This is a genomic window from Hymenobacter mellowenesis (assembly GCF_030581005.1).
Lineage (GTDB): Bacteria > Bacteroidota > Bacteroidia > Cytophagales > Hymenobacteraceae > Hymenobacter > Hymenobacter mellowenesis.
This window is the reverse complement of sequence record NZ_JAUQSX010000001.1, coordinates 131,558-143,482: the sequence shown is the minus strand read 5'-3', so window position 1 is coordinate 143,482 and position 11,925 is coordinate 131,558. Positions and strand designations below refer to the sequence as shown.

The 11,925-nt window shown below is 64.1% G+C and carries 11 protein-coding genes; 3 read left to right on the top strand and 8 right to left on the bottom strand.

Annotated elements, in window-relative coordinates; genetic code table 11:
• Nucleotides 1-114: 114 nt before the first annotated feature.
• From Q5H92_RS00615 to Q5H92_RS00605, 3 genes are read right to left on the bottom strand one after another with little or no spacing between them, the layout of a single operon-like run.
• Nucleotides 115-888, bottom strand: coding sequence for a metallophosphoesterase family protein (locus tag Q5H92_RS00615; protein ID WP_305009516.1), 774 nt, complete (start codon nt 886-888; stop codon nt 115-117).
• A gap of 27 nt (nt 889-915) precedes the next feature.
• Nucleotides 916-1,374, bottom strand: coding sequence for a DUF6428 family protein (locus Q5H92_RS00610; RefSeq protein ID WP_305009515.1), 459 nt, complete (start codon nt 1,372-1,374; stop codon nt 916-918).
• Between the two features lie 30 nt (nt 1,375-1,404).
• Entirely contained in the window at nt 1,405-1,755 is a 351-nt protein-coding gene (locus tag Q5H92_RS00605; protein WP_305009514.1) for an ArsR/SmtB family transcription factor, read from the bottom strand.
• A 667-nt stretch (nt 1,756-2,422) separates the two neighbouring features.
• Between Q5H92_RS00605 and Q5H92_RS00600 the strand changes: the two genes are divergently transcribed.
• The gene (locus tag Q5H92_RS00600) at nt 2,423-2,698 is read left to right on the top strand and encodes a SemiSWEET family sugar transporter (RefSeq protein WP_305009512.1); all 276 of its coding nucleotides are present in this window, start codon (nt 2,423-2,425) and stop codon (nt 2,696-2,698) included.
• 47 nt (nt 2,699-2,745) lie between these two features.
• Here the strand turns inward: Q5H92_RS00600 and Q5H92_RS00595 are convergent, their stop codons facing one another.
• Nucleotides 2,746-3,612, bottom strand: coding sequence for an AraC family transcriptional regulator (locus tag Q5H92_RS00595; RefSeq protein ID WP_305009511.1), 867 nt, complete (start codon nt 3,610-3,612; stop codon nt 2,746-2,748).
• A gap of 206 nt (nt 3,613-3,818) precedes the next feature.
• On the opposite strand from Q5H92_RS00595, the gene Q5H92_RS00590 reads away from it, so the two are divergent.
• The gene (locus Q5H92_RS00590) at nt 3,819-4,721 is read left to right on the top strand and encodes a histone deacetylase family protein (RefSeq protein ID WP_305009510.1); all 903 of its coding nucleotides are present in this window, start codon (nt 3,819-3,821) and stop codon (nt 4,719-4,721) included.
• Between the two features lie 105 nt (nt 4,722-4,826).
• Here Q5H92_RS00590 and Q5H92_RS00585 read toward each other — a convergent pair whose 3' ends face one another.
• The 3 genes from Q5H92_RS00585 to Q5H92_RS00575 all read right to left on the bottom strand — a co-directional run bounded on the left by Q5H92_RS00585 (nt 4,827) and on the right by Q5H92_RS00575 (nt 8,121).
• Nucleotides 4,827-5,528, bottom strand: coding sequence for a methyltransferase domain-containing protein (locus tag Q5H92_RS00585; RefSeq protein ID WP_305009509.1), 702 nt, complete (start codon nt 5,526-5,528; stop codon nt 4,827-4,829).
• A gap of 3 nt (nt 5,529-5,531) precedes the next feature.
• Nucleotides 5,532-6,755 carry a type III polyketide synthase gene (locus tag Q5H92_RS00580; protein ID WP_305009508.1) on the bottom strand — a complete coding sequence of 408 codons (1,224 nt, stop codon included), beginning with the start codon at nt 6,753-6,755 and terminating at the stop codon, nt 5,532-5,534.
• A gap of 247 nt (nt 6,756-7,002) precedes the next feature.
• The gene (locus Q5H92_RS00575; protein ID WP_305009507.1) at nt 7,003-8,121 is read right to left on the bottom strand and encodes an NAD(P)/FAD-dependent oxidoreductase; all 1,119 of its coding nucleotides are present in this window, start codon (nt 8,119-8,121) and stop codon (nt 7,003-7,005) included.
• Nucleotides 8,122-8,296: 175 nt separating this feature from the next.
• On the opposite strand from Q5H92_RS00575, the gene Q5H92_RS00570 reads away from it, so the two are divergent.
• A complete protein-coding gene (locus Q5H92_RS00570) occupies nt 8,297-8,683 on the top strand; it encodes a T9SS type A sorting domain-containing protein (RefSeq protein WP_305009506.1) in 387 nt (128 codons plus the stop codon).
• 354 nt (nt 8,684-9,037) lie between these two features.
• Here Q5H92_RS00570 and Q5H92_RS00565 read toward each other — a convergent pair whose 3' ends face one another.
• Nucleotides 9,038-11,917, bottom strand: coding sequence for a PAS domain-containing hybrid sensor histidine kinase/response regulator (locus Q5H92_RS00565; RefSeq protein ID WP_305009505.1), 2,880 nt, complete (start codon nt 11,915-11,917; stop codon nt 9,038-9,040).
• Nucleotides 11,918-11,925: the final 8 nt, after the last annotated feature.

The following is an 11,925-nucleotide window of genomic DNA, read 5'->3' as shown; positions in this document are numbered from 1 at the left end:
TAAAAAGAAAGGAGGCCAAGGGCTGGTCGGAAAGCAACCACTCAACCCGCTTCAAGTTATGAAAAGTCTACGGCAACGCGGCCGCCGCGCACCAGCTACGGCAGGCGCCGGGCCCTAATACGCCCGGCACAGCATGTCGGCGTACTCGTTGGGCAGGGGCGAGGCCTCCACGGCCCGCGCCGCCTGCTCCACGTCGTACTCCACCCGAACCAGTTCCGAGCGCACGCTGGCGGGGTCGGTTAGCCGGGTGTTCTCATCGAGGTGCAGCAACTGGTAGGCGGCGCGCGGGTCGCCGTCCTTGGGCTTGCCCACCGAGCCGATGTTGAGGGCGTGGCGGTAGCGGGTTTCGCCCGCGTGCTCGTAGGCGAAGGTGCGGTGGAAGGGCTTGTGGGTGTGGCCAAACAGCAGGATATCGGCGCGGGCCTCGGCCAGCACCCGCAGGAAACTGGCCTCGGGCCGGTCCTCAAACAGGTACTCGTTGATTTTGCGGGGCGAACCGTGCACCATCAGCAGGCTCAGCGTGCAGGGCTCGTCCTCAAAATCGAGGCGCATATGCTTGGGCAGCAGGCGCAGATAACGGCGTTCATCGTCACCCACCACGGCATTGGTGTAGGCAATACTTTGGGCGCCGAGGGCTTTGTCTGCGTCGGTTTTGTAGGCGCAGCCGCAGTTGCTGCTGGCCAGCCCGATGCCCTGGTCATAGTTGCCGGCCAGGGTGGGAATGCCGCGGCGGCGCACCTCGTTCACCACCTCGTTGGGCCAGGGCGCGTAGCCCACCAGGTCGCCGAGGCAGAAAATCATATCGGGCCGGCGCTGCTCCATATCGCCCAGCACGGCTTGCAAGGCCGGCAGGTTGCCGTGCACGTCGGAGAAAAAGGCAATGGTCATGGCGCGAAAGAACGACTGGTGGTTAATCTAGCAGCACCCGCCGCTGGGTGTGCAGCCGGCCACTTGTAGTTGGGGCAGGGCAAACTGGCCGGCCGGAACGCCGCAGGCGTCCTGGGCCAGGCAGGCCGTTTGCTTGGTGGTGAGCACGAAATGCTGACCATCAAAACGCAGTCCGAACTTGCCGATGGTGGCCTGCTGGTATTCCACCTCAATGTTCAGGTCCTCGCGGCCCAGAATTTTCTCCGACAGCTTCAGGATGTGCAGAAACTTCTGCGGGGCCAGCCGGTGGTCGTAGTCGCCGGCCTCCCAGAGCTGGAAGTTGGCCACCGTTTCGCGCCGCTCCACGCCGCCGCAATCGATGAAATGCTTGCTCACCAGCCCCACTTCCGTCACGTGGAAATGGGAGGGAAGAAAGCTGCCGTCGGGCAGCTGGAAGTTGACGGCATCCAGGCCCGCCAGGGCCTGCTTCATTTCCGAAATTTTCATGGCTGGAGTGGTTTTGGTTGAATGAAAAGTTTAGCAGGCGCAGGCGTCATCCGGCCCGCAGGCCGTGCCAGCGCTGGCCTCCGCGAAAAAGGCGCTGAACTGCTGCTGCACCTGCCGCAGCAGCGCGGTATTGAGGCAGTAGCACACCGTGAGCCCGTCAATCTCACCGCGAATCAAGTCTAGTGCCTTCAGCTCCTGCAGGTGCTGCGACACAGTGGTGCGCGAGAGCGGCAGCTCGGCCGCGATGTCGCCGGAGATGCAGGTTTTCTTGCTCGCCAGCAGCTGAATAATGGCCACCCGCGCGGGGTGCGCCAGGGCCTTGGCCACGCGGGCCAGCTGCTGCTGCCCGGCGGTGAAGGCAGCGGTTTTGGCGTAGGTCATAACGTTGGAAGCGAGGTGAGCGCAGCGAATCGGGCCGAAGTGAAGCCGCTGAATGAATTATGACGTAAATATACGACATACAATGACGTAAACTTGCGACATAGCTCGGCCTTTTTGACGCCCTCCCCCAATGCCTGCTCCAAAGGCAACCCCAGCGCGGCTGCTGTTGGCTGGCCTCCGCTCCCGATTATATCATTTGGTGCAAGTGGTTTAGCCCGGTTTTCGGGCTTATCTTAAGCAGGCTGAGAAAGTGGTTAATGCAGTGCCAGAAGTGGCCAATGCCGTGGCGATGGCCGTGTCCGGTGCCCGCTACCTTTGTGTTTCGTTTGCAGGTGCCTGTCGTGCCCTGTCGCTGCGCCCCTTCCTCCCACCCGCGCCGCAGCTCCATTCTTCTTCAGGGTAGTGTCAGCAATGGAGGCCCCGGATGGGGCTGCCCTGATTTCACGTTAAATACTCATTCTATGTACATTCCATATGTTTGGCAGCTCACGGCCGAAGACGGCCAGCGCGCCCTGCGGTACCTCAAAGTGTACCTGCTTCGCCGAATCCCCCACGTTCATTTTTACACGAAAGCCTGGTCCTGATAAACCAGGCTTTTTCGTAATCCTGCGCCCGGCCGCCGGCCCGTTTCGCCGCTGGCAATTCTTCTACACTTATCCTTTCCCGCATGACGTTTATCTCATTGCTGGGCCTGCTGGCGGCCTTTTTTACCACGGCTGCCTACATCCCGCAGGCCTACAAAACCATCACCACGCGCTCCACCGCCAGCCTGTCGCTGCCCACCTACCTGATGCTGTTTGTGGGCACGCTGCTGTGGGTGGGCTACGCCCTGTCTATCCATAACCTGCCGGTGCTCATTGCCAACGGCATCACGGCCGTGCTAGCCGGCATCATTCTCGCCCTGAAGCTGCTAAGCAAGCCGGAAGAAGCGCCGGCTAAATGATTGGGGCAGTTTGAGGGGCACATAGAACGACCCCGTCTTACATCGTTTTATATGCTATCTGGCTTCTGGCCCGTTGGCGGCCGGTGGTAGTCCGAGGGCCGCTGGCCAGTGAGCTTGCGGAAGGTGCGGTTGAAGTGCGAGAGGTTGTTGAAGCCCGTGGCGAAGCCAACCCCGGCCACCGGCCGGCCCTGCAATAGTAACAGCCGGGCCTGGCTGATGCGGTATTCCTGCAGCAGGGTGGTGAGGGTCTGGCCGGTCATTTTCTTGAGGTAGCGGCAAAAGGCGGGCACGGTCAGGAAGGTGAGGGCGGCCATCTGCTGCACGGTGATGGGCTCGGCAAAGTGCTGCTCGATGTGCGCGTACACGCGCTGGAGGCGCTGCTGGTCCCGGGCCTGCGCGGCGGATAGGCCCAGGTCGGCGTGCAGCTCGGTGGCGTCGGGGGCGGCGGCCAGCTGGTAGAGCACCTGCAGCAGCGTGAGCAGCCGCGTGGGGGGCGGCTGCGTCAGCATCTGGTGCAGCGCCGGGCCCACCGCCGCGCGCGTGGCCGCCCCAAAGGTGAGCCCCTGCCGCGACCGCCGGAACAGCTCCCGCACGGCCGCCAGCTCGGGCCGCTCCAGGAAGTTTTCGCCCATAAAATCTTCGCGCAGCTGCAACACCACCTGCTCGAAGGCCCCTTCCTGCTCGTAGCTGAAGCTTAGGTGCGGCAGATTGGGGCCGATGAACACCAGCTCGCCGCCGGCGTAGTGCGAGGCGTGCTGGCCGATGTGCCGCCGCCCGCTGCCCCGCGGGATGTACACCAGCTCATACTCGGGGTGGTAGTGCCACACAATGCTCCGGTCGCGCGCCTGGGTGTAGTGGCGTAGCGTGAAGGAGTTGCCCGGCGTGGGCTGAATGGGCTCAAATTCCAGTTTCATGGCCGGAGCGGCGGGGGTATCTGCACGAGGTAGGGGCGGGGGCGTACCCGGCAGGGCTCGCCCTCGCCCGCCGTTGAACGGAATCGTTGAAGCAGCGGAGGCATCCGGCGTGAACAGGCCTTGCCGGCTATGACCTCGCTTCTGCGAAACTGCCGTAAGATAAAGCCCCGGCCGGCCACCACAGCGCTTATTTCGTTAGCTGCCCGATGCTGTCCATTGCCTTCGCCCCCAATTACGCCCACGCCCTGCCCGCCGGCCACCGCTTCCCCATGCTCAAGTACGAGCTGCTGCCCGAGCAGCTCCTGCACGAAGGCACCGCCACGCCGGCCGATTTCTTCGTGGCCCAGCCCCCGCCCGATGAGGACATTTTGCGCGTGCACGATGCCGGCTACTACCAGCGCCTACGCCTCGGCCAGCTCAGCCGGCAGGAGGAGCGGGCCACCGGCTTCCCATGGTCGCCGGAGCTGTTTGAGCGCGAAATCACCATCCTGGGCGGCACCATTGAGTGCGCCCGCCGGGCCCTCGCGCACGGCGTGGCCTTCAATATCGCGGGCGGCACGCACCACGCCTTCCGCGACCGGGGCGAGGGCTTTTGCCTGCTGAATGACCAGGCCGCCGCGGCTGCGTGGCTGCTCGCCCACGGCCACGCCCGTCAGGTCCTCATCGTCGACCTCGATGTGCACCAGGGCAACGGCACGGCCGCCATTTTCCGGGACGAGCCGCGCGTGTTCACCTTCTCTATGCACGGGGCCCGCAACTACCCCGCCCGCAAAGAGCAGTCCGACCTCGACCTCCCCCTGCCCGACGGCACCGACGACACCCAGTATCTGAAGCTGCTGAGTGACACGCTCTCGCGCCTGCTAACCGACGTGCGCCCCAATTTTGTGTTCTACCTCGCTGGCGTCGACGTGCTGGCCACCGACAAGCTGGGCCACCTCGCCCTCACCCGCGAAGGCTGCCGCCGGCGCGATGAGCTCGTGCTTGGCGCCTGCCACCAGCACCAGCTGCCCGTAGTGGTGTGCATGGGCGGCGGCTACTCTGAGCGCATCGCCGACATCGTGGAGGCGCACGCTAACACGTTTCGGGTGGCGGCAGGTTTGTGGGGCTGAACGTCATGCGGCGCGCAGCGAAGCATCTCGCGTGTGGTAGTAATCCAATCGTCAGAATTAATTCGGCACGCGAAATGCTTTGCTGCGCGCTGCATGACGTCCTGGTTATTTCAGCAGCACCAGCTGCCACCGAAACGCCCAGCGCCAGCGCAGCTCGTAGCGCCGGATGCCAGCCTGGGACAGCAGCGCGACCCAGTCTTCACGCCGAAACGCGCGGGCCACCGACAGCGGCGCGTCGTGCCGCACCAAGTAGGAGCCGCCCAGCAGCCGCGTCAGCCACTTGATGCTGTGATAAGCCAGCCAGTGCCGATGCAGGTCGTTGATGACGACGGCCACCTGCGCCTGTTGCTGCCATTGCCGCAGCAGTGTCACCAGCTCCTCGTCGCTGAAATGATGGCAAAACAGGCTGCACGTCAGCACATCGTAGGGTTGGGACTGAAACCCGGGCGAGAAAATATCGAACTGCCGGTAATTAATTTCAGGAAAAGCCTGGCTTTTATCGGCCGCGTATTCCAGCATGAATTCGTTGGCGTCGATGCCAGTCAACTCTACCGCCACGCCTTTTTTGCGGGCCCAGCGGGCTATCTGGCGCAGTGTGTCGCCGCCGCCGCTGCCCAGGTCGGCCACGCGCAGGGGCCGCCCAGCCGGGAAGTAGGGCCGCAACCGGCTAAGCGCATCCAGCACCGGCGCGTAGCCGCCCAGCCAGGTATTGATGGTTTCCAGCTCATCCAGGTTCTGGCGCAGGGCGTCGGAGGCCAGCGTCAGGTCGTCCATCAACTCCGGGCCGGAAGCTCTTTCATTTAACATCTATCAATTAACATTTAGCAGTTCTGATTGAGCCGCAACGTCCGAAGGAGTTTCCGCTAATGCTGTATTGGCTTCAGCCTTGGATTCCTGCTTGTTAAATGTTGAATGATAATTGTTAAATGAAACCTCCAGCAGCATGGCCTCCATCGTCAGGCCCGGGCCGAAGGCGAAGCTGAGCACCGGCGCGCCGTGGTCGGCGGGCGTGGCGGCGGCCAGCACGTCGCGCAGCACAAACAGCACCGTGGCCGACGACATGTTGCCGTAGTCGCGCAGCACGCGGTAGGCGTGGCGGTTGTCGTCGCGGGTCAGGCCCAGCTCGGTTTCGATGGTTTCGAGAATCTTGCGCCCGCCGGGATGGATGGCGAAGTGCCGTACGTCGCCCAGCTGCACCGGCAGGCTTTCCAGCAGCCCATCGGTCAGCTTGCGGATGCCGCGCTGAATGAGCTTGGGCACGTAGCTGCTCAGCGTCATCTCAAACCCGAAATCGTTGATGTGCCAGGCCATGTCGTCGTGGCCGTCGGGCTCCAGGCCGCAATGGAAGCCCTGCAGGGCCAGGCTGGGCGCCTCGTTGGGCAGCGGCACGGCCTGCACCAAGCAGGCGGCCGCGCCGTCGCCAAACAGCGCGTTGCTCACCAGATGGTCTTCCTCCCGGCTTTTCTGGAAGTGCAGCGTGCACAGCTCCACGCTCACGATGAGCACACGGGCGTTGGCATCGGCCTGGCAAAAGGCGTCGGCTAGCTTCACGGCGTTCACGGCCGCGTAGCAGCCCATAAAGTTCACGCAGGTGCGGCGCACGTCATTCCGCAAGCCCAGGGCCTGCACCAGCTCAATGTCCAGCCCCGGCGCGTACATGCCCGTGCAGCTCACTGTTACGAGGTGCGTGATGCTGCCCACGACCACATCCGGCACTTGTTTCAGGCTGTTGCGCACGGCTTCCACGGCCAGCGGCAGGGCCTCGCGGCGGTACACGGCCATGCGCTGGCCCACGGTTGGGAAGGGCTCCAGGTCGGGCGTGTTCGGGAAAAACGTGTAGTCGCCGTTGGTGCGGCCGTAATCGGGCAGCACCGAGTAGCGGTGTTCGATGCCCGACACGCGGTACAGTGCCCGCAGCTTGCGCGTGTCGGCCTCGCCAAAGCCCAGCGCCCCGGCCATAAACTCGGCTATCTGCGGCTGGGCGATGCGGTGGACAGGATTGGCGGTGCCAATGGCACCTAAGTAACTCGGCATGCCGAAAAAAATTACGGGCGAAAGGGGAGGGCCGCCGCCCGGAAAAGGTTTCCGCGCCTTGGCAAGCCCTATTTACGGGAGAACAACTGGTTTTGCGCGCCGCCGGATTAAAATCGGGTTAATAACTTTTTGGCGTGGCTGAGCAAGTAGTAAGAATCAAGTAGTAAGTAACAAGCAGCGAATAGAATTTACGTCTTAATTAACCAAGCTCTTACCACTTGTTACTCACTACTTACTACTTAAAATTTCAGAATTCCGCGCCGTGGGTGCGCTGCATCAGCGCCTGCACCGCGCCGGGCCAGTGGCGCAGGCCGCCCACCACCAACTCGCTCAGCACCGGCCCGCCAAATAGACGCTGCACCGCCCGCCCCACCCGCAGCCGCGCCCCAAACTGCGCCTGCCAGGCCCGCGCATAGGCTGTTTCCATGCCCGCCCGCGTGGTTTTTCGGGTCAGGAAGTCGTGCGTCGCCGCTGCTGCCAGCGCCGCGCCATGCAGGGCCATGGCCATGCCGTTGCCGCACAGCGGCGTGATAAGGCCAGCCGCGTCGCCCACCATCAAAATATGCTGCTCCACGGGCTGCTTCGGCGCGAAGGAAATCTCATTAATTACCTCCGGCTGCGGATACAGCACCTCGGCCGCGCCCAGAATCTCGCGCAGTCGCGGGTTCTTGGCTAAAACCTCGGCTTCCATGGCCGGGATGGTGCCGTGGCGGCGCAGGTTTTCGCGGGTGGTGAGGTAGCAGAAGCACAGCTTGTCGGCCTCAATGGCCGAGATGCCCGCGTAGCCGTCGGCGAAGTTGTGCAGCGCAATCACGTCGCGCGCAAAGCCGGGCAGGCGCAGGTGGTATTTAACGCCCAGATAGGGCGAGCGTTGCCCAAAAAAACCGCGCTGCAGCTGCCGGTCGAGGTTGGCACGCTTGCCGTAGGTGCCCAGCACCACGCGCGCCGTCAATTGCCGGCCGTCGGCCAGCGACACCACGTGCTGGTCGGCGGCGGCGTCGAAGGCCACGTCGGTCACCGTGCTTTTCAAATAGAAGGTCACGCCCCGCGCCACGGCCAGTTGGTACAGAAAATCATCCAACACGAAGCGGCTCACGCCAAAACCGCCCAAATCGAGCGGCGCCGTGAGGGTGCGCCCGCCCGGCGACGAGAGCAGAAACTGCGTGATGGCGGCTGGCCCCAGCGCCGCCGGGTCGGCCCCGAGGCGGCGCAGGTAGGGCAGCACTTCGTTGCTCACGTACTCGCCGCACACCTTATGGAAGGGGTACTGCTTGCGCTCCACCAGGGCCACGCGGTGGCCGCGCTGGGCCAGGTCCAAGGCGGCCGCCAAGCCGGCCAGGCCACCGCCAATCAGGGTAATATCCACTTAGTTGGTCGGCAAAAGAAGAACTGTGGAAGTGAAAACGCCGTACTTCATCGAGGTTTCGGTATATTACAAGTGGCCCGACAAATTAACCGCCGTATCTTTGTCCAACTAAAATCAACACTTTTCGTTATTCCTTCTACGCTCTGCGTTCCTTTCCCCACCCGCTAACTATACTATGATGCAACGCTACTTTCTGTCCCTGTTACTATGTGCCTGCCTGAGCATTGGCTCCATGCTCGGCTCTCTGCCCAACGCGGCTGCGGCCACCATGCACCGCCCTGGCCAGCAAGGCAGCAAGCCCGGCGCCGACGAGAAAACCCTGGTGGTGTACCCCAACCCCAGCACCGGCATCGTGCACCTCACCATCAATAACCTGCAGGGCAAAAAAGTCGAGCTGAGCGTACTCAACGTTATCGGCTCGGTGATGTACCGCGAAACGCTGACGGAGCTCAACGACCGGTACACCAAAATGCTTGACCTGAGCAAGTTCACCAACGGCCTCTACTACGTGCGCCTCGAGTCGGACAACACCAGCCAGATGTGCAAGCTGGTCATTCGCTAACAACCTGTTTTGCCGGCTCGCCGGCTTTGCAAAAGCAACAAAAAAAGCAGCTTTCGGGCTGCTTTTTTTATTTATCACAAGGTCAACAGAAGGGAAGCTACTTCACCCGAACCGGTTCGGGAACGAGCATTTCTTTTACATCCGCAACGGTGCTGTAAGCGAGGATGGCCGTGATGACGAGGAGGCCGAGCATGAACAAGAACATAAATAAGACGAAAAAGCGGGTGGATGAGAAGCCGCTCCGGTCGGGGAGCTGCCGTTGCGTATTCAACCCCAAATAGCCGGGGCAGGTTTCAACAAGATTTGGGCATTTTGGCTGAAGTGGCGGGGCCAGCCGGGGTGCCGGTGCGGCGCCTAGGCTTGCTCCGGAAACTCGGCGCGCAGGCCGGCCATCACCTCCTCGGTCACGGCGCGCACCTGGGCAATCTGGCGGGCCGCCTGTGCGGGGGCGGGGGGCGCCTCGCCATAGCTCTCAATCTCGCGGATGACGTGGCGCAGGCTTTCCACACCCAGGCCATCGAGCGAGCTTTTGAGGTGGTGAGCGGCGTCGCCCACGGCTTCCCAGTCGGGCTTGACCAGGGCCTCGTCGAGGGCGGTGAGGATGGCGGGCGTGGTTTCGATGAACGCCCAGGCCAGGCGGCGCACAATGGTTTCGTCGTTGCGCACCAGCTGGCGCACATTGCTCAGGTCGTAAAGGGGTTTTGCAGAAGGCATGGCGTGAGAAGTATGGTAAGTGACGGTTGGTTCGGCGGCGGCGTGGCGGGCCAGCACGGCGCGCATGGTTTCGAGGAGCTGTTCTTCGCGGTAGGGTTTGGAAAGGTAGCCGTCGAAGCCGCCGGCCATCAGGCGTTCGGCCTCGCCGGCCTGGGCGCGGGCCGTGAGGGCAATGATGGGCGTGGCGGCGCGGGCGGCATCGGGGTGCTGGCGCAGGGCGCGGGCGGTGGTTTCGCCGTCCATGCCGGGCATCTGGATGTCCATCAGCACAAGGTCGAAGGGACGGTGTTCAAAGAGCTGAATGGCCGCCGGGCCGCTGGCGGCGGTGGTCACCTGCCAGCCCCAGTTGCGGAGCACAGTTTCGGCCAGCAAGCTGTTCACCAAGTTGTCTTCCACGAGCAGGATGCGGCCGGCTTCGGCTTCGGAGGGCGGCGCAGTGGTGGGCGCGGGCGGCGGGGCCACTTCCGGCACCTGCGGCAGCGCCAGCGTGAAGGCGAAGGTGCTGCCCTGGTTTAGCAGGCTGCTCACGCGCAGGGTGCCGCCCATCAGGCGTACCAAGCCTTCGGAAATGCTCAGGCCCAGGCCCGAGCCGCCGTATTCGCGGTCGGTGCTGGCGGCGGCCTGGGCAAAGGGCTCGAATATTTTGTCCAGGGTTTCGGGAGCAATGCCCACGCCGGTATCGCTCACCATGAACTGCAGCCACACCGTATCGGCGGGCTCGGCGTGCTGCCGGGGGGCGGGCACCAGGCGGCAGCGCAGGCGCACCTGCCCGGTTTCGGTGAACTTGATGGCGTTGCTGACCAGGTTGAGCAGCACTTGCCGCAGCCGGTGGGCATCGCCGAGCACCTCGGGCAGCCGGGCGGGCTTGTCGATGCGCAGGCGCAGGCCTTTTTCGCGGGCCCGGGGCCGCAACAGGGCCGCGCAGCCGCTCAGCAGCGTGGCGGGGTTGAAGGGCGTGGTTTCGGGCTGCAGCTTGCCTGCGCCGAGGCGGGCGGTGGTCAGCACGTCGTTCAGCACCGTGAGCAAGTGCTCGGCCGACTCGCCCAGCAGCCGCAGGTAGTCGTGCTGGCTGCGGCTGAGCGTGGTTTTCGACAAGACCCCGGTCAGACCCAGAATGCCGTGCAGCGGCGTGCGGATTTCGTGGCTCATGTTGGCCAGGAAGTCTTCCTTGGCCTGCACGTCCACCTGGGCATCGCCAATGGCTTTTTCCAGCGCCTGCTGGGTGCGCTTCAGTTCGGTGATGTTGCTATCCAGGCCCAGCACCTGGGCCGTGCCGTCGTCGCGCACAAACAGGCGCTTCACGCTGCTGAACCACGAAACGGTACCATCAAGGTCGGTGTACGATTCCTCGATGGTCATGTCCTGCCCGGTGGCCAGCACCTGCCGGTCCTGCTCAATGTAGCGGGCCGTGTCGCCGCTGTTGAGCATGACCGGCAGGTTGGCTGCTTCAAAGCGCACCAGTTCTTCGGGCGTCAGGCCATAGAGGGCGCCCATGGCGCGGTTGGCCAGCAGGTAGTTGCCGTGGCCGTCTTTGAGGTAGATGGGGTGGGGCAGCGCGTCAATGACCTGCCGGAACAGGCGGTGCTGCTCGGCCAAGCGGGCGGTGGCGGCGCGGCGGTGGGCATCGGTGGTGCGCCGGTCGGTGATATCCTCGGCCACCCCGATGATGCTGGTCACCTCGCCGTTGGCGGCCCGCCCAAACGGCGTGTGGGTGCTGCGCAGCCACCGCACCGACCCATTGCGGTGGTGTGCGCCATATTCCAGAGTCAGCATTTCGCCGTCGGGCAGCCGCGCCACCTCGGCCCAGTGGGTGCGCAGCCGTTCCTGCTCTTCGGCCGAAAGCAGGCCGGGCAGCAGGGTGCCCTGCGGAAAAGCCAGCAGCTCCTCGCTGGAATAGCCCAGCACCAGCTCGATGCGGCGGTTGGCGTAGATGTTGCGGTCCTGCTGCAGGTCGTAGATGTAAATCAGGTTCGGCACCAAATCCACCACTTGGCGCAGCAGGTGGCGGTTGTGGCGCAGTTCCTCCACGGCGGCCCGGTGGCGCGTCACGTCCTCGGCACTGCCCATTATCTCCCGGATGTCGCCGTGGGTGCCCCGCGCGCTGGCTTGCAGGCGCAGGCGCAGCCAGCGCCAGCTGCCGTCGCGGTGCCGCATGCGGCAGTCCCAGGTCAGCGGCCGCTGGGTGCCGAGCAGCGCGCGCAGGTCGCTGAGCTGCGCCTGCATCAGCGAATCGGGGTGCAGCATCGTCACGCTCAGGCGCGCGCCCAAGGCCAGCAGTTCCCGGGCCGAGTAGCCCAGCACGGTTTGGCAATACTGGTTGCAGTGCAGCAGCTGGCGGCGCTGCAGGTCGTAGCTGAACAGGATGAGCGGCACCTTGTCGGCCAAGCCGTTGCCGAAGGCCGGCGGCTCGGCGCTTGGCTGGGTGGCGCCCGCCAGGCGGGCCGCCCGCTCTGCCGCCCGCCAGTTACTGGGCACGGCCTTTCGGCGGGCCAGGCGGGGAGAGCGGGAACGACGCATCATGGGAAGAA

Coding starts and splice junctions, on each gene's coding strand:
- Q5H92_RS00615 (WP_305009516.1), bottom strand. CDS start 888: ATGACCATTGCCTTTTTCTCCGACGTGCACGGCAACCTGCCGGCCTTG.
- Q5H92_RS00610 (WP_305009515.1), bottom strand. CDS start 1,374: ATGAAAATTTCGGAAATGAAGCAGGCCCTGGCGGGCCTGGATGCCGTC.
- Q5H92_RS00605 (WP_305009514.1), bottom strand. CDS start 1,755: ATGACCTACGCCAAAACCGCTGCCTTCACCGCCGGGCAGCAGCAGCTG.
- Q5H92_RS00600 (WP_305009512.1), top strand. CDS start 2,423: ATGACGTTTATCTCATTGCTGGGCCTGCTGGCGGCCTTTTTTACCACG.
- Q5H92_RS00595 (WP_305009511.1), bottom strand. CDS start 3,612: ATGAAACTGGAATTTGAGCCCATTCAGCCCACGCCGGGCAACTCCTTC.
- Q5H92_RS00590 (WP_305009510.1), top strand. CDS start 3,819: ATGCTGTCCATTGCCTTCGCCCCCAATTACGCCCACGCCCTGCCCGCC.
- Q5H92_RS00585 (WP_305009509.1), bottom strand. CDS start 5,528: ATGTTAAATGAAAGAGCTTCCGGCCCGGAGTTGATGGACGACCTGACG.
- Q5H92_RS00580 (WP_305009508.1), bottom strand. CDS start 6,755: ATGCCGAGTTACTTAGGTGCCATTGGCACCGCCAATCCTGTCCACCGC.
- Q5H92_RS00570 (WP_305009506.1), top strand. CDS start 8,297: ATGATGCAACGCTACTTTCTGTCCCTGTTACTATGTGCCTGCCTGAGC.
- Q5H92_RS00565 (WP_305009505.1), bottom strand. CDS start 11,917: ATGATGCGTCGTTCCCGCTCTCCCCGCCTGGCCCGCCGAAAGGCCGTG.